Here is a 25,942-nt window from a genome sequence, read left to right on the forward strand (position 1 = left end):
GGGAGAACTCGCCTCTTCTCGTGTTTTCGGCGCCTGAATTGAACTTTTGAGGGGTGCTCATGGGGGCCGACTACGACCGGCTCTTTCAGCCGCCCACGGGGGGCGAAATCCCGGACGACGCAGCGGATTCGGGTTTCGATATCGACGCCGGCTTCGACGTCGATTCCCCTGCTGCTGCGGCACCTAAACCGGCGGGTGCCAAGCCCGACGCCCCGGCTCCGCCGCCGATGCCGGTCGATTGGGACCCGCCGGCACCGTCGGCCCGGCCCGACCCGCAGCGGCCGCCCATGCCGGTGGACTTCAACGAGCACCCGGCAGCAGCCGAGCCCGAAACCCGCCGCCCGCCAATGCCCGTCGACGCGGTCCAGCCACCCCCACCGGCGCGACCCAGCCCGCAGCGACCCCCGATGCCGGTCAGCTACGACGACCTCTTCGCCCACCCCGAGGGAACTGAAATCGCGGAGTCGGGAACCGACTTCGATCTGAATTCAGGCTTCGACATGAGCGCTCCGCCGAAGCCGGCCGGCCCACCACCGCCCAACGGCCACGCGCCGCCGCCGATGCCCGTCAACTGGGAGGACCAACCAGCACCCGCGCCGCCCGAGACCCCGCGTCCCCCTGTCGACTGGGAGGACCGACCACCGTCAGCGCGGCCCGAAAGCCCCCGTCCCCCAATGCCGGTCGACCGCAATGACCAGCGCCCGCCGGCCCGGCCGAAGCCGCCACCGACTCATTCGCCGGTGGGGCCTCCCCCACCGCCACGCCGTGCACGCCAGGCTCCTCGCGATCCCGCCGAGACCCAACGCGGCCCCACCGCCGGCCCTCCCCACCGCCAAGCGCCGGATGCCGAGCAGCGCCGCGGAAAGTCTGGTCCGCCGCCACGCCCGCGCCCCAATCCGGCCGGGCCGGCGCCGCATCGCGCCCCGCCGCAGATGCCGCCGACGCAACGCGGTGCGGTGCAACCGGATTCGGCCTCAGCACACCCGATCGCCGATCCGCCGGGAGCAACTTCGAAGATCGGCGTTAAGCCCTCGAAAAAGTCGAAGACCCGGATGGTTTCGCGCCGGGGTTGGCGACGGTGGGTCCACAAGCTGACGCGCATCAACGTGGGTCTGTCACGCGACGAGAAGTACGATCTGGACCTACGCAATCGCGTTCGCCGCAGTCCCCGGGGTTCGTATCAGATCGCGGTATTGGGCTTGAAGGGCGGAGTCGGCAAGACAACCGTGACGGTCGCCCTCGGTTCGGTTTACGCGCAGGTCCGCCGTGATCGCATTCTGGCTTTCGATGCCGATGCCAGTTGCGGAAACCTCGCCGACCGCGCCGGGCGTCAGTCCGACGCCACCATCGCAGACTTGTTGTCCGACAAAGACTTAACTCACTACAACGACATCCGTGCGCATACCAGTGCCAATGCGGTGAATCTGGAAGTACTTCCGGGCGAGGACTACAGCACGGCACGGCGCGCATTCAGCGAGGCGGACTGGCACTACGCAGCCGAGGCGGTGTCGAAGTTCTACAACCTGGTGCTCGCCGACTGCGGCGCCGGCCTGTTCGACCCGGTCACGCGGGGTGTGCTCTCGACGGCGTCGGCAGCGGTAATCGTGACCAGCGCGTCGATCGACGCCGCCCGGCAAGCCGCGGTCGCGATCGACTGGTTGCGAAATCACGGCCACCAGGACCTGCTGGCCCGCGCGTGTGTGGTGATCAACCATGTGTCACCGGGAGATACCAATATCGCCGTCACCGAGCTGGCACGGCAATTCGAGCAGTACGTTCAACCGGGTCGGGTCATCGTGTTGCCGTGGGACAAGCACATCGCGGCCGGCACCGAGATCCAGTTAGGCCTTCTCGACCCCGTCTACAAGCGTAGGATCCTGGAACTAGCCGCCGCACTGTCCGACGATTTCGACAGGAGTGAACGTCGTTGAGCGCGCCCACCGCTACTGATTCTGCTGCCGGTGCGGGAGCCGCAGCCGCCCCGGCTCCCGCGGGCGCGGCCCCGGCCAAGCCCTCGACAACCCGGGTCACGATCCTGACGGGCCGACGGCTGACCGATGTGGTGCTGCCCTCTTCGGCGGCGATAGAGACCTACATCGACGACACCGTCGCGGTGTTGGCGGAAATCCTGGGCGAGACGCCCGCGGATGTGCTCGCCGGTTTCGACTTCGCCGCGCAGGGCGCGTGGACGTTCGCCCGCCCGGGCGCCCCGCCGCTGCCCGCGGATCAATCGCTGGATGACGCCGTCGTCGTCGACGGGTCGTTGCTGACGCTGGTGTCTGTCAGTCGCACCGAGCGGTACCGCCCCCTCGTCGAGGACGTCATCGATGCCATCGCGGTACTCGACGAGTCGCCGGAGTTCGACCGCAAGGCATTGAACCGCTTTGTCGGGGTGGCCATTCCGATCGTGACGATGGCGATGACCGGAATCGGCGCCGTGGCGTGGGTGGCCAACGGACACCATCTGTGGTGGCCGGTCGGGATGGGCACTGCGGGGCTGATTGTGCTGCTGGGCAGCTGGGCGGCCAACAGGTTCTACAAGAATCCGAACCTGTCGGAGAGCCTGCTGGCGACGGCGTTCCCGCTGATCGTGGTAGCCGTGGCGATGGCCATCCCGCGGCCGCGCGGGATGACTACTTCGTTCGGGCCGCCACAGCTCGCCGCCGGCGCCGCGGCGGTGCTGTTCTTGACGCTGATCACCCGTGGCGGGCCCCGTCACCGTACCGAGCTGGCGTCGTTCGCAGCGGTCACCTCGATCACACTGACCGCGGCCGCCTTCGCCTACGGGTACGGCTGGCAGCAATGGGTTCCGGCCCTGGCGATCGTGTTCGGTTTGTTCACGGTGACGAATGCCGCCAAGTTGACCGTCGTCTTCGCGCGGATCGCGCTGCCGCCTATCCCGGCACCCGGCGAGACCGTGGAACACGAGGAATTGCTCGATCCCATTGCGGGCGAAGAGGCACCCGACGACAAAGAAACCCGGACGTGGCAGGCCATCATCGCGTCGGTACCCCATTCGGCCGCCCGGCTGACCGAACGCAGCCAGGTGGCCAAGCAGCTGCTGACCGGTTTCATCACGGCCGGCACCCTGGTTCTCGTTGCCGGTGTCATCGGGGTCCTGGTGCGGGGACACTTCTTCGTGCACAGCTTGGTGGTGGCCGGTCTGGTCACGGTCATGTGTGCGTTCAGGTCTCGCCTCTACGCGCAGCCCTGGTGCGCGTGGTCGTTGCTGGCAGCCACGGTCGCGATTCCCATCGGGGTGACCATTCGGTTGAGCATCTGGTATCCGACGAACGCCCGCTGGTTCGTGCTCATTCTGTTGGTCACCGCCTTGGTCGCGTTGACGGTAGTCGGCGCGGCAGCCGGGATTCGCCGTATTACGCCGGTGATGAAGCGGACGCTGGAATTGTTCGACGGGGCCGTGGTCGCGGCGATCCTTCCGCTGTTGCTGTGGATCACCGGCGTCTACGACACCGTCCGCAATATCCAATTCTGAGAAGGATGAGGCCGCCGCGTGCCGGGCAATATTGCTGCACTTGGCCTGCGGCTCCTTCGGTAAAATTTGTCTGATAACCGGCACGCAAAGGGAGCCGAACGATGACTGAACCACTGGTGGTTGATCCCGCTCGTCTCAAGGCCGCGGGCGTCGCCGTTCGCGATCAGCAGCTACCCGCCGCCCCGCCCCCGATGACCGCACCCGGGACCGATTCGGTGTCGGCCGCGATCAACGAGACGTTGCCGATCATCGAATCGCCCGTGGTGAAGGGGCTGCCGGAAGCCCAAGCGGCCCTTACCAATACGGGTTCGAAGATCGTCACGGCAGCCGACATGTACGCCCAGACCGACCAGCGACTTGGCGAGAACGTCAGCAAGGTGCAGTTTTTGGCTGCTTCCGAACCCGGTGGGACGGACCAACCCGCAAGTGCGTCCACACTGCTGGGTGCCCAGACGAACGACAAGAAGCCCGACGACAAAGACGGCAAGAAAGACGACAAGAAGCCCCGCCCGGCGACGCCGACCGACCTCAGTCAGTTCGCTGCGATGGGTCAGGCGGTGCAACCTCTTTCCCAGGGCCTGCAGACGGTCATGTCGACCGCGCAGCAGGCAGGCAGCGGCATGGGAAGCGCGGCGCCGGCGAAGCTGGCCGACGACACCAAAAAAGACGACACCGCCAAGCCCGACGACGCACCCGCGGGCGAATCGCGATTAGTCGACGCGACAACGAAGGACACCGACGGCGCCGCGGCGGGCGCGGCGGGCTCCGGTAGCGCTCCCGTCGAGGCACCGGCCGCCGGTCGCCCGGAGACGACGCAATCCGAGATCGGGATCTAAGCGACTGCCGCCCCTGAACTTTCGGGCCCGGGCTCTTTGGCCCGGGCCCGGTTGTTTTAGTGGATGGTCCGGCTACGCCGGCGCGAGCACGGGCGCCTCAGCCAAGGCGGCGTTGACCAGCTCGCCGATGTACTTCCAGTACATCCAGTCGGCGACCGCGGTGCGTTGGTCGTCCGGGTCGATCGTGGTGTGCGCTTCCTTCAGGAGAACCTCTTCGGCGTGCGCCGCGTAGGCCTGGAACGCCTGCAGGTGCGCGGCCTGGCGGCCGCTCGCATCGCTGGCCATCGGCTTCATCACCTCGAACCACAGCATGAAACGATCGTCCGACGGTGCACTGGGCGCTGGTGCACCGGCGTCGGCCGACGGCAGCGGCATCTGGGCGAGCAAGTCACCCATCCGCACCCGCCCCGGACCCGGGGTGACGAGCACCTCCGCGGCCTCGGGCTCCACCACTTGAGCGGACTCGGGCTGCGGTTCCGGTTGCGGTTCGGGCTGCGGCTCCGCCGCCGGCTCGGCCCCCTCCGGGGGCGGCGGCAGCAGGTCGGCCAAACGAGTGTCGGGCGTCGCGGCCAGCCGTTCTGCCGCTTCGGAATCCACCACCGCCAGCCGAGGCCGGCCGATCATGTCGCCGGTGTCCGGGATGTCGTCGGGTTGCAGAACAATCGTTGCCACCCCGGCATCGGAGTTGGCCAACTGCTCTGCGGTGCCGATGATCGCCCGCAACTCCATCTCGTGGTGGGCCGCCCAGCCCTGCACGGCCATCACCGGATAGGTTGCCCAGCGCGCCCGCTCGCCGGCGGGAATCGTCTCGTCGGCGCTGGCCAGGTAAACCTTCTCCGGCAACTCCACCCCGTCGGGGATGTACGCCAGCCCGTAGCTGTTGGCGACCACAATCGCGCCTTCGGCGGTCACCCCGGTCACCCAGAAGAAGCCGAGGTCGGTACCGCCCATGTCCGGCGCGTTGAGCGCGGCGCCGATACGGCGGGCCAACTGCAGCGGATCGGGCCCGGCGCGACGGGCCGCGTCGGCAGTCGCGGCGGCGGCGAGTGCGTCGCGCTCGATGCGTGCCGCCGAAACCGGAATCGCCGCGGCCGTCGTCACGATGGCTTCGCCGACCTCGGCGCGATCGGGATGCATCGGTTGCGCGCGAGGCTTGCTCTTGCCCGAACCCCGGGCGGTAGCGGCCGGTCGCGAACTGGCCGATTTGTCGGCGGCTCCCTTCTCCGCGGCTGGGGCACCCGACCTGCCGCCGGGCCCACCGCTGCCCCCGGATCCGCCCGCTCCACCGGCACCGCCGGCGCCGCCCATCGGGCCGGTCGGCACACCACCCGCGCCGGCATGCGCGCCTGCCGCTTCCTCGCCGGGCGTCACCGATGCCGGCATCACGCCGGCCCCCGATGCCGCAGCAGGCGTCACGCCCTTGGGTCCGCCGGCCGCCGGGCCCGCACCCGGCTGGGGCAATCCGGCCGCCGGACTCAACGGCACCGCGGGAGCGGCCGGGCCGAGCGGGGCCGCCGGAGCGACGGGCCCGGCTGGACCGGGCGGGGCAGGCGTCGGTCCGACCGGAGACGGTCCCGGCGTCGGTTGCAGACCGCCGCCATCCAGCGGGGGCGTCAGCGGTCCGAGCCCGCCACCCCCCGGAGTCGCAGGAGTAGCTCCGCCACCGCCCGGGGTGGGCGGTGTGAGCCCACCACCCCCCGGGGTGACGGGGGCCGGCGGTGGCATGGGCCGCGGAGACGGGAAAGGCGACGGTGACGGGGTGGGACCATCCGGGATGTTGACCGGCGGTGGTGTTTTCTGGTCGAGCAGATCCTGCAGCGCGTTGGCCGGCGGCTTCCACGACTTGCTCACCATGATCTGCGCGGCGGTGCCGTCGACGATGCTGACGTTGGCTCCGAGTGTGGTGGTGACCACCGTGTTGATCTGCTGGGTGCGCTCGGCTTCGTCCAGGCTGGAATCCTTCTCCAGGCTCTCGATCGTCCGATGCGCCTCGACCACGTTGTCGATGACGTCCGACTTGGCCTGCACGACTGTCTGGGCAACGTATTTGTGCCAGGTGATCACGGTGGCGAGACCGTTTTGCAGCGTCACCAATCCGTCGATCAGCGTGCCGAGTTGACTGTTGGCGGCTGCGGCCGCGCTACCCGACCAGGACTCGGCGTCGAAGAGCGCGGTCCGCTGCGACTGGCAGGCCTCCAACACGTCAGTGACCTGCCGCAGCACCTGGAGGTATTCCTGGGCGCGGTCGTAGTAGGCCTGCTCATCGACGTCGGGCCACCCGCCCGGGACGAGCATCTGCTCGGCATATCCCCCCGTTGGCTTGGTGAGGCCCATCAGCTACTCCTCGGCAAGGCGGGGCGCGCTGCATCGGTGCCGCCAATCGCGTGGGCGATAGCGGCTAGCAGGTTGCCGGACATCATGAGTAATAAGCGTAATCGAGGTCGGGACAGGCTAACTGCGCCAAAATTCCGGCTCGGCGACGACGAAAACGGGTGTGTCACCCGTGGTCGGACCGTCGTGTCGAGTCATTGCTTTTCGGACGGGCCCTTGCGTGGACGGTTACCGATCACGCCCTCGGTCCACGACCGCTCCTCGGTGTAGAGGGCGTCCTCGTCGGCTCCGGGTATGCGCTTGCCTTTGCCGCCGCCCTTGTCGCCCTGCCCGCCCATCGGCATGCCGCCCATTCCGCCGCCCGCGCCGCCGGCGCCCGGGAGCCCCTTGCCCAGGCCTGCGGTGGCCGGACCGGGGGCCGCGGCCGCAGCCGGGCGCGACGACGCTTCTCCCGCGCCCGCGGCATCTTGCAGCGGCATCTTGGGCATACCGCCCATGCCGCCGACGGACGCCGGCTTGATGCCTCCCGCGCCGCCCTTCGGGGCGCCTTGCTTCTGCATCGCCTTGTCCACCAGCGCCTGAGCGTCCGGGGTTGGCGGTGTTTGCGGCGTGCCACCGCCCAGCCCCGACGGCAGCGTCGGCATGGCCGGCATCATCGGCATGTTGGCCGACGGGTCGGTGGGGACGTTGATATCGGGGACATCCGGAACGTCTGGGACGTCGGCGGGATCGGGTATGAAATACGCGCCGAAAGGTGCGGTGGGGTTCGCCGGAGCCAGCGGAATTCCGCCGGTCGACATGTAGGTCTGCAACGCGGTCTCGGACCTTTTCTGCAGGTTCTTATACCAGTCAATAGCCATATACATGTACGGGCTTTTGTTCTGGACGTAGTACCTGTACCAATAGTCGCACTGCGATACTTCGTAGGAGGAAGGATGCTCGCCCTCCAGGCCGTAGGGTTCCCTCCCACCCCATTCGCTGCCGCCCGAGGCCCTGACTTTTTTGTGCGCGTCGGCGACCATCTGAGCTTGCTTGGCCAACGTCGTGAACTGCGTCACCATGCCGAATATCCACTGCTTCTGCTGCGTGAAGTTCGACTCGACGGACGCCCTCGCGTCGCCCTCCCAGTTGACGAACGGGCGGAAACGGTAGGCGAGCTGCTGGAATTTCAGCTGGTAGCTGTTCCAATCCGCGGCGAACGCGCGAAACGCCGTCCCCTGGTCAGGAGATTCGATATCCGTCGCGGCCTGTCTCACCTCGTAATAGGGGTACTGGAACGGCGGCGGGGGCGGCGGCGGGGGCGGCGGCGCCGGGATGTAGTCCGGGTCGCACATCAGCGACACCTTGTCGTTCGCCGACACCTTCGCCGACGAGCCGCCGGACGTCCCGTCCATGTTGATCGCGTTGATGTCGTCGGCCGCGCCCTCGTCGGCCTCCTCGTATGCCTTGGCCGCATTTCGTAGGGACTTCGCCAGCGAACTCCATTCCCGCTGGCACGCTTGAACGTATAACCGCAACGAGTCCGCGTTGATCGCGATTTGCACGGCCGAATCGCGGACAAATGACAGAGCGCACGGCGCCTGCGGGTTGCCCGCGGGCATCTTCGGCAGCGGCGCCTCGATTTCGTCGGCCCGCGCCATGAGTTCCTGGTATTCGACGTTTACCGTCTGCGTCATATCGGCTCATTCTCCTCGTGCCCGAGCCATTGTGCTCGGTAGCTCACTTCCTCGGCAGCACCGGCCCGATCGGCGAGGTGCGCGGCCAAGGAATGCCAATTCTGTTGTGCCGCTATCTTTTTCGTTCGGCGCACGTGGCGCGGCGACGCTGTCGTCTGAAACGGGCGACCCGCATCGCCGTCTCGCCTTGCAGCAAGATGCGGTGCGATCACCGGCCACCTCTTTCGTCTTGCGAGGACATGCGGCGGTGCGGCGGTGCTCCGACCACGACCGAATGCAATCGTAATGCACCAAACAGGGCCCACGTGCACCGATTTCGCACCCGATCATTGCGGCTCTTGCGGTTTCGCGGGCCTGTTTTCCGAGACGGCAGCCAGGCGGCCGACTCGATGACGTTCGGATTCAGGTCACCGACATCACCCGTTAAGCTCAGGTCCCCTGTCATTTACCCGCAGTCCATTTCTGCGGGCCGCTCGGCGGTCAATCATCGCCGCGGAAAAACACACCATCGGCTTGCAGCACCTGGCCCGTGCGGATGTCGATGAAACCGGGCACCAATCCCTTCAACATGAAACCCAGCGAGTCCATCAGGTCGAAAGCCTCTTGAATCAGCATTCCCCCGTCATAAAGGGGCTCGAACGACAGCTCTAATTCGACGCCGACACAATGGCTGTTGACGGTTGCGGTGCCGCCGTCGATCACCTGCTTCTCAAACCCCTGGACATCGATTTTGAGAAACGCCACCTCGTCTGGCGCCAAGACTTCCGATGCGACCGAGTCGAGCTTGGACACGGTCACGTCCTCGACGCCGATGTAATTTGCCCTGGGAAACAGGTCACGATGTCGTTGCAGCATCGGCAGGATGGAACTGCTTTCGCCCGCGTTGCCCGCGACATTCATCGAAATCGCTCCGTCGACATCACCCAGCGCACAGCGCCGGCAATCCCACCGCAGGCACTTCGAGGCGTTGCGGTGCAAGCGGGTAAACGGCCCGGAAAGGGGCTCGAACGAAACGATGCGGCCGGCGAAACCCGCCTCACGCAGGCGCCCGGCATACTGGCCCGAATTGGCACCGACGTCGAGAACGACGTCGACGCCTCGGAATTGGAGTTCGTCCACGAATCTGCGCCGCCACTCCGATTCGGAATGGTAATTCAGCACCTCCTTCTCGGCCCGATTCGCGATCCAGTACAAACCCATTGCGTAACACTAACATTGGTCTATTCGGGGGCCTGTGTGCTTACGACAGGCGGCGGCCGCGGTCGGTGTCGTTATCCCCGAATCGCGATATGCCCCCGGAGCGGCCATTGATGGGTATATTTCGCATCGCCACGCCCATCCGCAATCAGGAGGGACCACCGCGATGGTAAGGCCGGCGGAAATCGCCCTCACCGTCACCAAATTGGGCACCCACATTGGTGCACGCATCGATGGGGTGCGGCTCGGCGGTGATCTCGATCCGGGCGTGGTGGATCAACTGCACGCGGCGCTGCTGCGTCACAGGGTGATCTTCTTCCGGGATCAGCACCACCTCGACGACGAGCTGCATTTCGCCTTCGCCAAGCGGTTAGGCGCGCCCATCCGGGTGTTCGGCGCCAATGCGATTCCCGATGGCCCACCCGGGGTGTCTGTGGTCGACTCTCAACGGGGTAAGGCAACGCGCTGGCACACCGACCACACGTTTACCCTCAATATCCCGAGGGCCTCGATCCTGCGTGCGGTGACCCTGCCCAGCTACGGCGGATCGACGTTGTGGGCATCGACCGCGGCGGCCTACGCGTCGTTGCCCGCGCCGCTGAAACAGCTCACCGAAAATCTCTGGGCACTGCACAGCAGTAACCGCTACGACCAGCTCGGCTACGTCGAGGGGGTGGGCGCCGTGTTGACGCCGGGTGGGACCCCCACCCCGTACCACGCGCTGGAAGACACCAACATGCTGAGCAATCAGCTGCAGGCCGCGCGCGACGAGGAATCCACCTTCCGGGTCGAACATCCGGTAGTGCGGGTGCACCCCGGGACCGGCGAGCGCACGCTGCTGCTCGGGCAGTGGGCGCGCGGATTCATCGGCCTCGAGAATTACGAGTCACAGACGCTGTTCGAGTTGCTGCAACGTCGTATCACGATGCCGGAGAACACTATCCGGTGGGATTGGCAGCCGGGTGATGTAGCGATATGGGACAACTACGCCACTCAGCACCGCGCGGTCGACGACTACGACAACGAGTACCGCCTGATGCACCGGGTCGCGTTGATCGGCGAGGTACCGGTCGATATTCACGGGCGCCCCAGCCGGCAGCTCAGCGGTGGGACACCCGAATCGATAACGGACTAGGAAGCGGAACCTCATGTCAGCGCAGGAGTCCGGCGGTAGCGAGCTTGCCGCGAGCGATCGCGAACTCATTGCCTACGAGCTGCACAGCGGCCACGGAATCGAGTTGGTCCCGGCTGCGCGCGATCGCGGCTGGATGGACTCGACGCACGACCGATTCGCCAATCGTTGCCTGCCCCTGCTCATGGCCAACCAGGCCGGTTGGCTTGTGCTGAATACCGCGCGCGTGCGGGCGCGGTGGAATGGCGGGCCGGGGCAGAACTCCATCGAGTTCGACCACGGCGACAGTGCGCCGACGTTTCGGCCGGCCAGTCACTTCGGGCACGGGATCATCACCTGGAGCCTGCCGTTCCTGTTCCGCACCCCACCCGGTTTCAACCTGCTGGTTCGGGGCCCGGCCAACTGTCCCAAGCACGGTATCGCGGCTCTGGAAGGACTTGTCGAAACCGACTGGTCGCCTGCGACTTTCACCCTCAACTGGAAGTTCACCCGGCCCCGGGTCTGGGCGACCTTCGAAGCGGACGAGCCGGTCGGCATGCTGGTACCGCAACGGCGCGGCGAACTCGACGCATTCGTGCCGAAGACGGTGTCGATCGCGGCGGCGCCGGACGAATTGCGCACGGCCTATCACACCTGGTGGCAGAATCGCCGCGCGTTCAATACGGATCTGCAGTATCCCGGGTCGTTCGCTCGCCAGGCGGGTTGGCAGAAAGACTACTTCCGCGGCAAGCTCCCCGACGGCTCGGCGGCAGCCGAACACGAAACCCGGATGCGCTTACGGCCTTTCACGCGCATCGAGGCGGAGATCACCGGATGGCCGGTTCCGACTCTGGTCACGCGCCCCGACCCTGTCCGCTGAAGTTTGGACAACTCATGGGCCGTACCGAACTCGCCGACTGGACGCCGGTCCGACTGGATTTCTCCGGTCCAGCCCCGGCGGTCTGGTGGGCCGATCTGTCGGCCGAGCGGTTCTCCGATCCCTTCTTCGACCAAACCGTCGCTCGCTGGGAATCCGGCCCGACCGCGCGGCCGTTGGTACGCACCGGGCTCGACGAGCTCGAGAGTCTCGACGGCGCAGCGTCGCTCGATCCGGCGGGCATGATCTTTCATCTCTCGCGGTGCGGATCGACCCTGGTGTCACGGCTGCTCGGCACGCAACCCGGCCTCGTCGTGGTGGCCGAGCCTTCACCGCTGAACTCGCTGCTCGGCCTCGATCCCGCCCACTTCGACCCGGCCGACCTGGTCAAGACGGTGCGGCTGCTGGTGCGGGCGCTGGGCCGCCGCCATGGCGACGAATGCCGATTCGTGCTCAAATGCACGAGCTGGAACATTCTCCGCCGGGAGGTTCTGGCCGCGGCGTTCCCCGAAACTCCGTGGATCTGGGTCCAGCGAGACCCGGCTCGCGTCCTGGCCTCGCTTCTCGCCGAACCGCCGGGTTGGCTGCAGCCACCGGCCGATCTCGTTAAAGCCGCGCAGCTCTTCAAGATTGATCCGACTTTGGTGCCGACGATGGAGCATGCCGAGTTCGCCTCCCGCGCCCTGGCCGCGATGCTCGAGGCGGCGGCGACCCAACCAGCCGGGCGGCTTGTCCTCGACTATGCCGATCTGCCCGACGCCGTATGGACCCGCGCGGCACCGCATTTCGGGCTCCAGACCGGTGCGGGCGCGATCGAGCGCATGGCCGAGCAATCCCGGTTCTACTCGAAGGACCCCACACCTCGGCCCTTCACCGGCGCCGAAGACCGCCCGGTGTCCGGTCCAACGCGCGAGATCGCCGAGCGATTCGCCGGATCGGGTTATCGCGGGCTGAACAGCCTGGACTTGACCCGAGCCGCACTCCCACGAGACGGGGGCTGACGAAATGGCGTTGTTGAGTGCCGACGTCGCTCTGGTGAGCCTCGGCATGTCGTGCCAGGGAGCAATCCAATTGCAGGTGCACCGTGCACTTGTGGCCGATATCGTCGGATCCGCTGCGGTCATCAAGCGCACGCCATTCGACTGGCTGATCTGCCCGCCGGCGACCGCGGCGACCATGATCGCCGGCGATCGGTACTACCCGGAACACGTCGCCGACTTGGAATGCTGCCCCGAAGCGCCGCCACGCTGGCCTGACGTGGGTGACTGTTATTTCTGGCATGAGCCGAAAAACCTTGCCTCCTGCCCCGGTTCATTCTCCGCCAAGTTTGCCCACACGTCGCAGACGCTCAGGGGCGTCCGCGAATTCACGCGCCGGATATTCTTCGTCGCCAACACCCAGGACAACCTTGCCGACGAAGTTCAGGCCGTCGCCGCCATCCCGTACGTTTTCACCGACGACGCGATCGACCGGCTCGCCGCGGCTGTTTCACAACGCTTTGACGCGGCGCTCTATGTGGTGTCGACGCCGACGCGCCACGAACTTACGACGTCGGCCAACCTGGATCGGTTGCTGCTGATGGACATCACCCCGGGGATTCGTGGCTCGGATTCGGATTGGGCCGCGGTCTTTCGCGCCATGCTGCGGCGGTCGGCTACATGAAGCTCGACATTCACCTGCAGACCCATTCCGACATCAGCGTGCACGGTGCACACCGCTACGTCGATGCGCCCAAAAGTGAGATCCTGCTCCGCTGTACGCAGTCGCTCGTCACGTCGATCAATCACGCCGAGGGCGACATTGTCTTGCGGGTCTTCGACGACCACTCGTCGCGCGAAGTCCTGTCGACGCTGCACCGGATACTCGAAACATGCAGCCATCCGGTCGAATTCATCGCACTCGATGATCGCGGGTACAACGCATCCTGTCTCTCCTCATTCTCCCGGGCGCGCGACGACGGCCGCGAACTGGTGTATCTCGTCGAAGACGACTACCTGCACACGCCCTCGGCGATCCAGGAGATGCTCGACGTCCAGGTGTTGCTGCGGGAGAAGCTCGGCGGCGGTGAGGTCGCCCTGCATCCGTATGACGATCCGAAGAATTACTGGAGCCCGATATTCAGCCGGGAGGACTGTCGCGTCGTATACGGCACCAAGAGGCACTGGCGCACCAACACGCATACCACCAATACCTGCTGGGTAGAGATCGAGACGCTGCGGCGAAACTGGGAGCTGTTCGAGCTCCTCGCCCGCTATTCGAGCACGCCCTATGGCCAGCGGCACCACATCTTCGAGGCATCGACGATCAATAAGATCTGGCGAGAGCAAGTCACTCTGTATACCCCGATACCCTCACTGGCACTGCATCTTCAGTACGAGGAACACATGGACCCTTACCTCGACTGGAGGCAATGGTGGGCAGGGGCGGCCTATTGACGCTTCAGGCGTCGTGGCGCTCGAACAGGTCGCAATAACTGCGTTGGGCTGCGGACTTGAACTGCCGGTACACCTTGAAGCGCACCTCTCCCGCCCGCATGCGTGCGAGAAGTTGCTCGAGCCCACCGAACAGGTCGCCGTACTGCTCGTCGAGCACGGCCAGGCGTGCGCCCGACTGGTCGTCACGGTTCGTGTGCACGATCCGCAGGGCAAGGACGGACAGCCGGTCGACGATGGTGCCGGGAGTTTCGGTGTGCAGCGGCGCGTTTGGGTTCAGGTCGACGCGATCAAGCACATTCGCGTCGATGTCTTCGATCGCCGCATTGCGCCGGGCATTGACGTCGTCGATGCACCGTTTCCGGCGCGCTACCTCCTGGTCGTCGGTGCCGGGCCGGCGAACGGCGTCTTCGTGGTGCCACAGCGCGAAGTTCAGCGCATGTAGGTGCAGCGCCTTCGCCGCGATGCCGTCCCGAATGGGAGCCTCGGTGGAGTCCTCGGTGTGCCACAGCATCGCGATGTCGTGGAACCGGCGCACGGCGGAGAGCAAATCCGCGCCCGTCGAATCGCGCAGGCCGCCGTCACCAGTCTCAGACATGCTCTGCCACAATATCTTCCAATGCCTCGAGCACTTCATCCACGGTGATTTCTGTCATGGTGCTCCGGTCGATGTGACGGTGCGGCCCGAATCGGAACCCCCATAGCTCCGGCCGGGTCGGCCCGAAAAGACCGACGCCGGGCACCCTCGCCAGATCGGCGGCGTGCAGCATCGCGGAGTCGACGCCGAGGAAAAGGTCCGCGGTCGCGACCATGCCCATGGCGAGGTCCAGCGGTAGCCCGAGATAGGGAAAGACGCGCTCGCTCTCGCGCCCGACGTTGAGTTCCTCGTCGCCCATCCCGACCACCCACGCCACGAAATCACGGTGCCGCGCCAGGAAACGGTCCAGCACATCGATGAACCTGGTTGCGGGCCAGCGCTTGTCTGTCCAGCCGGCGTCGGCGTGCACCACCATTACCTTGGTACCGGCGGGTAGGGCGGCGCGAATGGACCGGGCTTCGTCCTGCACGGATTGCGCGAGAGGCACGGGCTGGGCGTAGCTTTCGACGCGCAGCGACGGATCGAACAGCCGGGCCAGCTTGAACGTCAGGTCGGCCGAGTGCGGCAGATCTCGCGGAACGATGATGTCGTAGTCGTCGTCGGTAGGGAAGCCGATACTCATGGTAGGAGCCAGGCGCCGCCACAGGGAACGGGCGAAGATATTCGACGGGATGTCCCACGGGATGGCGTTGATAAAGACGTCGACGGCGCCGATGTCGGACACCAATTTGTCGTAGTCGAGGGTCCGGCTTGCCTGCCGCCCTATCGGGGGTCCCCCCGGAGCCGTGCCGGTGATGTCGATCAAACGCGGGCTGACCGCATGGAAGCAGAGGTCGAACGCGTCCTTGGGGCAGATCAATGTGAGTGGCGCGGTGAACATTTCGGCCAGCGCGCGCAACGTGGGCAGCGTCAGGATGGAGTCCCCGAGCAGGGTGGAGAAGTACACCACCGGGGTGCGTGCCCGCAGCAGGTTGGCGAGCACGTCGGGCTCAACGTTTGACGTGCGGCCGCCTCGCAGAACTGTGATCTCGTTCAACCCGACCAACCTCCAGCGAGAGCTTAAACGGCCGGGCCATCGCGTCGCACCACAATGTCGTGGTCGACCAGGTCTTCCAACGCAGCCAGCACCGATTCCACGCTGATATCGGCCATTTTGGTCATATCGACGTGCCGGTGTGGCGCGAACCTGAAACCCCATTGCTTGGCGCGGGTCGCGCCGAAAAGCCCGACGCCGGGCACTCGCGCGAGATCGGCGGCGTGCAGCATGCTGGAATCAATCCCGACGAAAAGATCTGCGGTGGCGACCAACCCCATCGTGAGGTCGAGTGGCAGCCCGAGATGCGGGAATACGCGATCGCGGTGCCGGCCGACATTGAGAGGCTCGTGTCCCATCCCGACCACCCAGGCCACGAAGTCGAGGTGGCGCGCCAGGAACTGATCCAGCAGATCGATGAATCTGGTGACGGGCCAGTGCTTCTGCGTCCAACGGCTGTCCGCGTGCACGACAAGCACCTTGGCGCCGGCGGGGACCGCGGCCCGGATCGACCGGGCTTGCTCCTGCACGACCGCGGGGATGGGCACCGGCTGGGCGTAGCTTTCGATGCGCAGCGACGGATCGAACAGCTGAGCCAGCCTGAATGTCGAGTCCGCGGCGTGACAATCCCCGGTGCGGATCACAATGTCGTGGCCGGCGGTGGTGAAGCCGATGCTCGTCGTGGGCGCCAGACGTTGCAGGAGCGGGTGAATGATGATTTCGGACAGCGAGCTCCACGGCAGCGTGTCGATGAAGACATCGACCGGACCGATCTCCGCCGCTAGTTCGTCGTAATCGGGGGGACGTTCCGGACTTCCCGGCAATGGTGGTGGGCCCATCAGGGGCAGGCCCGTGACGTCGACCAGTCGCGAGCTTACCTCCCGAAAGCACAGGTCGAATGCGACCTTGGGGCAGATCAATGTGATTGGTGCACTGAACATTTCGCCCAGTGCGCGCAGGGTGGGCAATGTCAGCACGGCATCGCCGACATTGGTGACGAAACAAAACGCGGGTCTTTGCGCCTGCAGCAGTTCGCGTAACGCCATCGATGCCCTGTTCAGTTGTAACCGAAGCGCTGCGCCAGGGCATCGACGTGGGACCAGGCCGGGTCGTCGGCGTCGATGCGGGCCCGACTCGTTGGCGCCGGGCGAAGTGGCGCGAGGTTGCCGGCCTTCCACGGCAGCGGAGCGCCACCACGGTAGAACTGGTTGTCGCCGACCGTCTCGGGGGCATGATGAGCCAATGCGACCGCGGTGTCGGAAAAACTCAGACCCCACCGCTGCAGGGCGCGGTCGAGGGTCTGCCTGGGCCGAGCCGCAAAGGCTTCGTAGCGCAGCATCACCAATTCCGCGTCGTCATCCGTCAGCGGGTCCAGGGAACCTTCCACCAGCGTGAGGGCTTCGGCAACCGTGTCCTTGATCCAGAAGTCCAAATCGGTGCGCTGGTCTGAATCCCGGTGCAGCAGGTACGAATTCACCACCTCACGCGGATCTCGGAGCACGAACAGGAAGACAGCTTCGGGAAAGCATCGCCGCAGGATCTCCAGCCGCATCGCATACCTCGGGTTCTTCTCGCCCCAAACCGAGCAGGGCTCGGCAATTTCGCTCATGATCGCCCGCAGGGCCTGGGCCGGGTCGGTCTTTTCCTGCAAGCGGCGGCGATAATCCTGGTAGCGGCCGCGCTCGAGCAGGAAGGCCGCCAACGTACCCACGACCGGCCCCCCGGACCGGTGGACGTCGATCAGATCGATCTCGTCGAAGATCTTGACGTCTTCGTGGTCGTTGAGGAATTGGGTGACGATGGTCAACCCGGACCTCGGCGGCCCGACGACAAACAGCTGCACGGCCTGACCGTATCCCCTGAACGGTCGCCCGCTGCAGCAGAATGTCGGTTCGCCTAGTCCTCCCCGGCGATCTTCTGCAGCGAATCGACGATCTTGGACAGCTTTTCGAACGTCGCCGCCTGGCCGGCCTCGATGCTTGCCGCGGCTTCGGCGCTGGCCTTCGCGAGTGCCTCATTGATGCGCTCCTGCACCGTTTCGGCACCCAGCCGCAGCAGGCCATCCTCGATGTGAACCTGGGTCACACACATGTCACCGTTGATGACCACCTCGACGGTCTCCGATTCGTCCTTGGCCGTGAAGGACCCGGTGCCCCTCTGCTTCAAGGCGCCCTCGAGGACGTCGCTGAACTTCTTGAACTCGTCCATCACCGCAGTGGCCTGCGGGTGCTCGTGTGGTTGCACGTCAGATCTTCCTTTGCGTCGGGGATAGCCAGCCTGCCTGGGCGAATGCTTCGGCCACGCAGACTCTTAGTGTAAGGCGGCGCGCGGTACCCCGAAGACAGTTAAATACCTGTTCATCTGGGCCAACCGGGTGCCCCGAGCTAAGGCGTCAGGAGCCTTCCCGCCTACCGGGCAGCGCGGTCAGATAGCGACTCTCGTCGGGCTGGGAAACCGGCTGGATCGGCAGTTGGCGGTGCCGCGGGGTGCTGATCACGTTGTTGCGCAGGATCACCCGGTCCACCCCGGAATGCCGGCCCAGATACGTTGTCGCGTGCGGCCACGACACCTTGGACTCCGGCCCCACTTCGGCGCCGATCAGGTCGGCGAATTCCTGGAAATGCGCTGCGAGCGTGACGGTTCCGCCGGCGGCCGCCGCACGGACGGCGAATTGCATGAATGCCCGGGCATCACCCAGGTTGATGCTCGCGTCGACATCGTCGAACGGCATGTACACCGGATACTCGCTCGCCGTCTCGCCGACCAGTACTCCCGCGGACCCGATCGGCAATTGCCAGTGGCGGCCGGAGACGACGGTCTGGCCTTGCAGCGCGGCACGCTGCCCACCCGATACGCGCGAAAAGCCGCGCGGCCTTTTCGCCTTCTTCGGTGTGGTGAGCAGCACGGTGGAACGGGGCGCCATCCCGGCAGCGATGCGGACCCGGGTGATGGTGTGATCGGCCGGCACCGACCACCACACATCCGGGCCCCCGGGTGCGATGTAGGCGGCGGTGACGTTGTCCTGCCCCTTGATCGTCGACCACTTCTCCCGCACGAAGCTGATCTCGGTCGCATGGTCGAAATCGTCGAAACTGCGCGCACATTCGGCATCGACACCGTGGCTGGCCAACCGGTCGGCGATCCGCGTGGTCGACGCCACCAGGTAGCGGGCGATACCCGCGACGCCCTCGTCGCGCCGCCGCGCCGACGCCTGGGCCCGTCGCGGATCGGCGCGCATCACGATCCAGGTCCGCCGGTACGCCGGCGCCGGGTCACGACCGATCACTTCCCGGTACAAATTCAGCACATCCGGGGACGCGGTCTTGCCGACCCGGTATCCGGCGGACACCACCTCGGCCTCCAAGTCGGGACAGTGCACCGCGAGCAGCTGCTCCAGCAACCGCGTGTCGACCACGTCGTCGGTGTTCGCCTTCCCGTCGACGACCACCGTCGGCGTGAACGGCCGCGGAATGAGCTCGATGACCGCCACCAGCTGCTCGGCTTGCCAGCGCACGGCTACGTGGTCGCCGGGCAGGACGGTGGCACCGACCTCGGCCTCGGACGGAAGTTCGGGTGACCGGCGATGGCGCAGCAGCCACGCGAACATCGCCACCACCCAGCCGGTGAGCCGCCGGCCGCGGAAGGTGACCGTCGCGATCACGGCCCCGACCCCTACCAGGGTCGGGCCGGCCCACTCGTAGCGCGTCCCCATGAACAGCAGGATGCACAGCGGAGCCAACACGGCCGCCCACACCGCGTGACCGCTGCTGAACCGGAGTCGTAGGGATCGCATGGGCGTCGTCAGTGCCGTTTCAGGGCTCGCCCGACGAGCGCGGCGAGTCCCAGCGCGACGATCAAACCCATGACCCCCATCGTGACAGCATCGATCGGCCCGTGATCGGGGCCCGGAACCGGCACCGGAGCCTGAATCGCTTTGACCGGATCCAACGGCGTCGGCGGGCCGGCCGGGACATCCCAGGTCAGCGCGGCGACCGCGTCGATGATGCCCGCCCCGACGGCATCGTCGACACCACCCCCGGGGTGGCGTGCGGTCGCGGTGATCCGGTGCATGACCTGCGCCGGCGTCAGGTCCGGGAACTTCTGCCGCACCAGTGCCGCCAGACCCGACACGTACGCCGCCGCGAACGAGGTTCCCGCGATCGGCACCGGACCCTCCTTGCCCGATAACGCATCCACCGGGTCGCCGCCGGGTCCGAGCGCGATGACGTTGTCGGCGGCCGCGGCCACACTCACCCACGGTCCGTGCATCGAGAACTCGCTCGGTGCCCCGTTTTGCCCGACACCCCCGACGGTCAGCACCAGCGGTGCGTACCAGGCCGGCGTGACGATCGTCTGAACCCCTTGCCAGCCGCGGGGATCGGAGGGAATGGCCGCGTCGGGCGGCGGATTCTGCTGGCAATCCCCGCCGACGTTGCCCGCCGCGACGACGACCACGGCGCCCTTGACGTTGACCGCGTAATTGAGCGCGCCACCCAAGGTGGTCTCGTCGACCTGCTTCTTGGCCTTGAAGCAGGCCGCCTCGCTGATGTTGATCACGCCGGCGCCCAGATTGGCGGCGTGTACCACCGCGCGGGCCAGGCTGCGGACGGAGCCGGCGGCCGGCGTCGCGTTCGGGTCGCCCTGGTCGGGTTGGGAATCTTTCGGCTCGAACGCCTCCGACGTCTGGCGCACCGAGACCAACCGGGCGTCGGGTGCGACACCGACGAATCCGTCGGTCAGCGAGGGCCGCCCGGCGATGATCGACGCGGTCAGCGTCCCGTGCGAGTCACAGTCGGAGAGCCCGTTGCCGTCCTTGACGACGAAGTCGCCGCCCGGATCGGCCGGAACGCGGGGCGAGGCGTCCACCCCGGTATCGATTACGGCCACCGTGACGCCCGCGCCGGTCGCGAACTTCTGGGCCTGGGTGATCCCCAGGTAGGTGTTGGGCCACGGTGCATCGTGGAAATTGGTGCCCGGCAGCGATAACGGCGCCTTACAGACACGCTTTTGTTCGAGGGGCTGATCGGGACCCGTCACATCGGGTGGAACCGCCGTCGAGTCGATCAACGGTGGCGATACCGCCACGGCGGGAGGTGCACTGACCACGGCTAGCATCAACGCCACCGTGATCAGCAAGATACGGTGCACCGCCGGACGCTCCATTCGTCAGCCCTGTTTCGCCACCGCACTATCCCGGTCGCGGGCCTGCGTGCATCTTAAGCTTTCCCGCTGCGCCGACAACGGGTTTCCCGCAACGCTGGCCACCCGCGCGCCCGCGCGCATCGGCTCAGGAATCGGGCCTGATCAAAGCACTATCGGCACATGCTTTTCCGCACACGCGTCCTTCACCGCCGCAACGACGTCCTGGGTACGGAGCGTTTGCAGATCCTCGACCGTCACCGACCCTTTGTCGACTCGGTGCTGCGCGGCCACCCGCGAGTCGCGCAATCGTTCCGCGCGCTCAACGACATTGCGCGCGAACCGGCCGTTGTGCATGACGTCGATGCCGTGCTGGCCATCGGGGGCACGATAGGCGCGCAGTGTCGCGCAGGCGGCGGCCAGCGCCTCGGCGGTGGCGGGGTCGAGAACCGTGGCGCGGGGCTTGCCGTAGCGGACCGCGATTTCCACCAGCTCGTCGGGTGTGTAGGACTCGAACCGCAGTTTGCGGTTGAACCGGCCCGCCAGACCCGGGTTTACGGTGAGGAATTCGTCGACTTCCTTTTCGTATCCGGCGCCGATGAAGCAGAAGTCGAACCGGTGCACCTCGAGTGCCACCAGCAGCTGGTTGACCGCCTCCATGCCGATCATGTCCGGGCGACCGTCCTGGTGGCGTTCCACCAGCGAGTAGAACTCGTCCATGAACAGGATGCGGCCCAGCGACCGGTTGATCAGCTCGTTGGTCTTCGGCCCGGAGGCACCGATATGCTCCCCGCAGAAATCCGCCCGCTTGACTTCGACGATCTCGGGATGGCGCACGATGCCCAGGCCGGCGTAAATCTTGCCGAGCGCCTCGGCGGTGGTGGTCTTACCGGTGCCGGGCGGTCCGACCAGCAGCATGTGGTTGGTCTGATTGGCCACCGGCAGGCCCGCCGCCAGACGCAGCGCACGAACCTCGATCTGGTCTTCCAGTTCGGCGACCGCGCGTTTGACGTCGGCCAATCCCACTTGGTTGTCGAGCAGCGCGCGACCCTCCTGCAGGAGTTCGGTGCGCCGCTCCTGATGCTCCTCTTCCTGTCGCTGCTGCTCCGACAGCTCGGTGGTCACGTCCCACTTGTTGGTGCGAGAACTGATCGCGTCCTCGTCGGTGACGACCAACTGCAGCGCGGGGTCGGCCAGCGCTTCCTTGGCCGGCTCGATCAAGGCGCCGTTGATCGTCGCCTTGGACAGCCAGATCTGCGCCTTGGGCTCCTCGCCGAGCTGGCGATGTGCCATGCCACGCACGTAGGCGAGGTCGGCGGCGATCAACGGAAAGTCGGTGGGATCGACTGCGGTGACAGCGGTTTCGAGGTGCTGACGACGCGTCTCGGTCGGGCCGCCGAATCCGGCGCGCAGCTCGACGCGGTCGGTCCATTCCAGCGCGACGCGCGCCTGCCCGAGATGGGCCGCGGCATGTGCCGCCAGCGTGCAGGTGGCCGCGGTGACCGCCGACATGATGATGGCCTGCGGCGGCAGGATGGCCGCGGCCACCGAGATGACGTCCGGCCACCGTTGAGTGGCGAACATCAGATAGGACTCGATGTACTGCTTCCACTGGTGGTTCTCCCAGGTGTCCAGCAGCGTCGAATCCCTCAGCAGCGCTTCGGCTTTCTCGTATTGGTGGTCGTCGATGAGCGCACTCGCCAGCGCCAGGCCGGCATGCGAGGCCTCGGTCACCGAGATCGACAGATACGGCCCGGCTTTGATCGGGGCCGACAGACGCGCCCCGATCCGGTTGGTCTCCCGGTGCAGTCGGCCGCCGTAGTTGTAGAGCTGTTCGACGGTCGACAACGCCTCGTCACCCGCGGCGATCCGGCCCAGCCACGCGTCGGCCATCGACGGGTCGACCTCGGTTGCCTCCCGGAACCGGGCCGCGGCCGCGGCGGGATCGCTGTCGAGCAACGCCATCGCCGCGTCGAAGTACTTTCGCGCGGCGGCCGGCGTCGTGCTGCTGGTCATGGGGTGTCCGCCGGTTCGAGATCAGGGGTTCGCAAGGCCATCGGTTCCGACGATACGTATCTGTTCTCGGCGCGGAACAGCTCCACTTCGACCGTGTGCAGGCGACCATCGGCCGCGATCACGTCGACCGTCGCCGGACCCGTCTGGGTGATCAACACGTTGGCGGTGCCCCGGTACGGCTCACCCGGCCCGCCGATCGAGATGAGGGTGTTCGGTCGCGGCGCCGGCGACATGCTGCCGTCGACGACGCTGACCGTGGTGCCCGATACCGGCTTGGGCTGATCGGTCACGGCCACGTCCGGCATCCGAACACTGGCCCACCGCTGCATGTTTCGAGTGTGCACGGTGATCCGCTCGCCTGCACCGGCCAGACGGATGATGAACCGCTTGGCCAGCGCGTCCTCTGCGGCGATGTGCACCCGGCTGAACTCCCCGGGGTCGTCGAGCGGCAGCAGCATCCGATTCCCGCCGGCGACCTTGCCGAGCAGCACACCCGACGGTCCGATCGGGACGATCAGCGGACCGTCCAGCACACCTCGACGGATGCCACGCAACGGCGGCAGCGGACCGCACAGACTGGCGGCGACGGCTTGGGCCTGCTCGCCCCGCAAGGTCTTCAGCCGCATGCTCAACGATGCCGACGGTGGCTGGGCGCTGCGTACGGTGACGGTCGCCGTCGCGGTGGCCACCCCCTCTTCGGAGCTGAAAAGCGTGACATTCTGCACGATCCCGTCGACACGCGCCGACCACGCCTCGGCCAGCGCTTCCGAAGTGATGTCACCGGGGCGGTACCAATAGGTGGTCAACCACCCGCTGTCGCCGCGCACCGATCGCCACCGCCGATTCGAGACGTCCAGCGCGGAGCGGCCCAACCGCCGCTCCATCTCGACGATGTCGGTGGCCGTGGCGACCTTGGCGCGGACGCCATGCTGGCGCAGCGCCGCGCTGATCCGCTGGGCGGCCGCGAGGGTGGCGGTACCCACCGAGGTGCGACCGCGCAGCGCCTCGACATTGTCCAGGGCCGCGATGCGCACGATGAGCCAGGTCTCGCGCTGGCCGGCGTAGGGCGGCGTGCCGATCAGCGTGTCGTACACCCGCGGATAGTCACCCGTGCTGCGGCGGCGGGCGCCCGCCGTGACGACGCTCAGCGAATCCAGGGTGAGGCCCAGGCTCTGGTGCAGCAGCGGCATCAGCTCGGTGATGTCGAAAGAGTTGTCGGTATAAGTCGCGGTCGAGCCGGTGAAAAGCGTTGGCGTGTGCGCCTTTCCGAGCAGCTGGACCGCGGCCGCCGCGACCCCGTCCTGGTAGCGGATGCCGCCGCCGGCACGGTCGTTGGCCACCGTGAGGGGCTCGGTCCACGCGATCGGGCGGCGGCGCCGGAGCCAAAGTATCAGCCAGGACCACATCGGCTGGCCGCGCCACCGGACCACGCCGACTGCGATCCCGATCACCAAACCCGCTACCGCACCGGGGTATCCGCCGAGCGCCCAGCCGATCGTGGCGGCGATGAAGATGGCGACGATGATCGTCAGCTTTGTGGCGGCGCTCATCGCTCACGCCTCGCCCGCACGATCAGTGCGACGACGGCGATCGTCGCCGCCACGACACCGGCGAAGATCATCGCGACATTGCGGGCGCGGTGATCCGGCAGCGGTGGCGGCGGTGCTGGATGGAGAACCCGACTGGCGGCCGACGGTGAAAGCCGTTCCCCGGCAGGCACATCGAAGGTCAGGGCGGCCACCGGGTCCACCACGCCGTAGCCGACCTGGTTGTCTACCCCGCGGGGTGGATTGTGCGCGGTCTGCAGAATCCTGTTGATGATCTGGTGCGCGGACAGGCCCGGATATTTGGCCCGCACCAACGCTGCCACCCCGCTGACATACGCCGCGGAAAAGCTGGTGCCCCAGAACGGCATGTTCTTCTCGCCGGGCCGGATCGGCGGATAGGCATTGACCGGTCCCCCGGTTTCCGGCGACAGACCCATGATCCCGACGCCGGGTGCTGCCGCGGCGACCCAGGGTCCGGCCAGACTCTTGTTGATCGGCGCGCCGGTGTTGTCGACCGCCCCCACCGACAACACGTAGTCGGAGAACCAGGACGGCGACGATACGGTCTTGACTTGATGCCAGTCGCGCGGATCGGCGGCGTTGAGCGGGTCGAAGGTCGGATTTTGGGCGCAGCCTTCTTCGTTGTCATTGCCGGCTGCGGCGACGATGACCGCGTCCTTGACCGTGGCCGCATACCACACGGCGGCGCCGATGGCGGTCTGATCCAGCGGGTCGGCGGCCGAAACACAGGCTGTGACACTGATATTGATCACCTTTGCACCCATGTTCGCCGCGTGCACGATGGCGCTGGCCAGCGTCGCGATGGTGCCGGCCTTCTTGCGCCCTTCAAAGTCGCCGCCGCCGCCGGGGTTCACCGGCTCGAAGGCACGCGAGGACTGGCGGATGGAGATGACGGTCGCGTGCGGCGCGACGCCCGCGACTCCATCGGGCGCGCCTGGGGGCGGTGGTGGCACCTCGGGGTCGTCGGGCTGTCCGGGCGCGGGGTCCCCCGGTCCGTTCGACGGCGCGTCGGGCGGGGGTGGCGGCGGGGGCGGTGCCACCGTTTGGGTGATCGTCACCGGCGAGGGCGGTGGCGGAGGTGCGGGCGGGGGCGGTGGTCCGCCGGGTGGCGGCGCTCCCGCATCGGTTGGCGGCGGGCCCGCCGGTGGCGGGAAGGCGGGGGCGCTCGGCATCGGGGCCGGCATCGGAGTGCCTTGCGGCGCAGCGCCGATCACGGACGCCACGACGGTGCCATGCGCATCGCAGTCGCTCAGACCGTCGCCGCCCATGATGTAATCACCACCGGCCACCACCGGCAGCCGGCGACTCGGGTTGATGCCGGTGTCGATGACCGCGACGGGCACCCCGTTGCCGGTCGAGTACTGCCAGGCCTTGCTGATGTTGAGCATCGTGAAACCGGGCGCGGGCAAGGCCACGTTCGGATCGGCGACGGTGATCGTCCGTGCACAGGTGAACGCCTGCCGCATCGGCTGATCGGACGCCGGCTTACCGTCCGCCGGTACCCGGCCGGGATCAACGGTCGGCGGTGGAATCGCTTGGGCCGCAGGTAGTCCCGCGATCAGGGTGACCAGCAGGCTCGTCAGCGCCGTGGCGGCGACCCGCTGGGTCATTGCGCGAGCGGTGAGCGCCATC

At 66.9% G+C, this 25,942-nt stretch carries 21 protein-coding genes; 8 read left to right on the top strand and 13 right to left on the bottom strand.

Features of this window, described 5'->3' with window-relative positions:
- Positions 1-59 precede the first annotated feature (59 nt).
- The 3 genes from AC5Y5O_RS10800 (at position 60) to AC5Y5O_RS10810 (ending at position 4,332) form a co-directional block, all read left to right on the top strand.
- Positions 60-1,931, top strand: a complete 1,872-nt coding sequence (locus AC5Y5O_RS10800) for a MinD/ParA family ATP-binding protein (protein WP_500025066.1) — start codon at positions 60-62, stop codon at positions 1,929-1,931.
- Positions 1,928-3,496: a type VII secretion integral membrane protein EccD gene (gene eccD, locus AC5Y5O_RS10805; protein WP_096290662.1), complete on the top strand. Its 1,569-nt coding sequence runs from the start codon at positions 1,928-1,930 to the stop codon at positions 3,494-3,496. Before AC5Y5O_RS10800 ends, eccD begins: the two co-directional genes overlap by 4 nt.
- A gap of 101 nt (positions 3,497-3,597) precedes the next feature.
- The gene (locus AC5Y5O_RS10810; RefSeq protein ID WP_096290663.1) at positions 3,598-4,332 is read left to right on the top strand and encodes a hypothetical protein; all 735 of its coding nucleotides are present in this window, start codon (positions 3,598-3,600) and stop codon (positions 4,330-4,332) included.
- Between the two features lie 72 nt (positions 4,333-4,404).
- Here AC5Y5O_RS10810 and AC5Y5O_RS10815 read toward each other — a convergent pair whose 3' ends face one another.
- From AC5Y5O_RS10815 to AC5Y5O_RS10825, 3 genes are all read right to left on the bottom strand, one after another.
- Complete coding sequence (locus AC5Y5O_RS10815) at positions 4,405-6,666, bottom strand: EspK C-terminal domain-containing protein (protein ID WP_500025068.1); 2,262 nt, start codon at positions 6,664-6,666, stop codon at positions 4,405-4,407.
- 191 nt (positions 6,667-6,857) lie between these two features.
- A complete protein-coding gene (gene espB, locus AC5Y5O_RS10820; RefSeq protein ID WP_500025071.1) occupies positions 6,858-8,339 on the bottom strand; it encodes an EspB family ESX-1 secretion system-associated protein in 1,482 nt (493 codons plus the stop codon).
- A gap of 480 nt (positions 8,340-8,819) precedes the next feature.
- Positions 8,820-9,539, bottom strand: a complete 720-nt coding sequence (locus AC5Y5O_RS10825; RefSeq protein WP_500025074.1) for an FkbM family methyltransferase — start codon at positions 9,537-9,539, stop codon at positions 8,820-8,822.
- Between the two features lie 163 nt (positions 9,540-9,702).
- Between AC5Y5O_RS10825 and AC5Y5O_RS10830 the strand changes: the two genes are divergently transcribed.
- From AC5Y5O_RS10830 to AC5Y5O_RS10850, 5 genes are read left to right on the top strand one after another with little or no spacing between them, the layout of a single operon-like run.
- Entirely contained in the window at positions 9,703-10,671 is a 969-nt protein-coding gene (locus AC5Y5O_RS10830) for a TauD/TfdA dioxygenase family protein (RefSeq protein WP_500025076.1), read from the top strand.
- A gap of 13 nt (positions 10,672-10,684) precedes the next feature.
- Entirely contained in the window at positions 10,685-11,527 is an 843-nt protein-coding gene (locus AC5Y5O_RS10835) for a DUF6065 family protein (protein WP_500025078.1), read from the top strand.
- Between the two features lie 14 nt (positions 11,528-11,541).
- On the top strand, positions 11,542-12,525 hold the full coding sequence (locus AC5Y5O_RS10840) for a sulfotransferase family protein (RefSeq protein WP_500025081.1): 984 nt from the start codon (positions 11,542-11,544) through the stop codon (positions 12,523-12,525).
- Positions 12,526-12,529: 4 nt separating this feature from the next.
- The gene (locus AC5Y5O_RS10845; protein WP_096290670.1) at positions 12,530-13,186 is read left to right on the top strand and encodes a hypothetical protein; all 657 of its coding nucleotides are present in this window, start codon (positions 12,530-12,532) and stop codon (positions 13,184-13,186) included.
- Entirely contained in the window at positions 13,183-13,959 is a 777-nt protein-coding gene (locus AC5Y5O_RS10850) for a hypothetical protein (protein ID WP_500025084.1), read from the top strand. The genes AC5Y5O_RS10845 and AC5Y5O_RS10850 overlap by 4 nt, the downstream gene beginning before the upstream one ends.
- A gap of 4 nt (positions 13,960-13,963) precedes the next feature.
- Here the strand turns inward: AC5Y5O_RS10850 and AC5Y5O_RS10855 are convergent, their stop codons facing one another.
- The 10 genes from AC5Y5O_RS10855 to mycP (AC5Y5O_RS10900) form a co-directional block, all read right to left on the bottom strand.
- Positions 13,964-14,554 carry a DUF4254 domain-containing protein gene (locus AC5Y5O_RS10855; RefSeq protein ID WP_165796516.1) on the bottom strand — a complete coding sequence of 197 codons (591 nt, stop codon included), beginning with the start codon at positions 14,552-14,554 and terminating at the stop codon, positions 13,964-13,966.
- Positions 14,547-15,590 (bottom strand): glycosyltransferase family 9 protein, encoded by a 1,044-nt coding sequence (locus AC5Y5O_RS10860; protein ID WP_500025086.1) that lies wholly within the window; start codon positions 15,588-15,590, stop codon positions 14,547-14,549. Before AC5Y5O_RS10860 ends, AC5Y5O_RS10855 begins: the two co-directional genes overlap by 8 nt.
- 23 nt (positions 15,591-15,613) lie before the next feature.
- A complete protein-coding gene (locus tag AC5Y5O_RS10865; protein WP_096290674.1) occupies positions 15,614-16,633 on the bottom strand; it encodes a glycosyltransferase family 9 protein in 1,020 nt (339 codons plus the stop codon).
- 11 nt (positions 16,634-16,644) lie between these two features.
- Positions 16,645-17,430, bottom strand: coding sequence for a sulfotransferase family protein (locus AC5Y5O_RS10870; RefSeq protein WP_096290675.1), 786 nt, complete (start codon positions 17,428-17,430; stop codon positions 16,645-16,647).
- A 53-nt stretch (positions 17,431-17,483) separates the two neighbouring features.
- A complete protein-coding gene (locus AC5Y5O_RS10875; protein WP_243394239.1) occupies positions 17,484-17,831 on the bottom strand; it encodes a YbaB/EbfC family nucleoid-associated protein in 348 nt (115 codons plus the stop codon).
- Between the two features lie 148 nt (positions 17,832-17,979).
- Positions 17,980-19,380 carry a type VII secretion protein EccE gene (gene eccE / locus AC5Y5O_RS10880; RefSeq protein ID WP_096290676.1) on the bottom strand — a complete coding sequence of 467 codons (1,401 nt, stop codon included), beginning with the start codon at positions 19,378-19,380 and terminating at the stop codon, positions 17,980-17,982.
- Positions 19,381-19,388: 8 nt separating this feature from the next.
- Positions 19,389-20,735 carry a type VII secretion-associated serine protease mycosin gene (gene mycP, locus AC5Y5O_RS10885; RefSeq protein WP_096291455.1) on the bottom strand — a complete coding sequence of 449 codons (1,347 nt, stop codon included), beginning with the start codon at positions 20,733-20,735 and terminating at the stop codon, positions 19,389-19,391.
- Positions 20,736-20,891: 156 nt separating this feature from the next.
- Complete coding sequence (gene eccA / locus AC5Y5O_RS10890; RefSeq protein ID WP_500025091.1) at positions 20,892-22,742, bottom strand: type VII secretion AAA-ATPase EccA; 1,851 nt, start codon at positions 22,740-22,742, stop codon at positions 20,892-20,894.
- Positions 22,739-24,292 carry a type VII secretion protein EccE gene (gene eccE / locus AC5Y5O_RS10895; RefSeq protein ID WP_500025094.1) on the bottom strand — a complete coding sequence of 518 codons (1,554 nt, stop codon included), beginning with the start codon at positions 24,290-24,292 and terminating at the stop codon, positions 22,739-22,741. Before eccE (AC5Y5O_RS10895) ends, eccA begins: the two co-directional genes overlap by 4 nt.
- A complete protein-coding gene (gene mycP / locus AC5Y5O_RS10900) occupies positions 24,289-25,941 on the bottom strand; it encodes a type VII secretion-associated serine protease mycosin (RefSeq protein ID WP_500025096.1) in 1,653 nt (550 codons plus the stop codon). The genes eccE (AC5Y5O_RS10895) and mycP (AC5Y5O_RS10900) overlap by 4 nt, the downstream gene beginning before the upstream one ends.
- Position 25,942: the final 1 nt, after the last annotated feature.

This window comes from Mycobacterium sp. NGS40 (assembly GCF_059812735.1).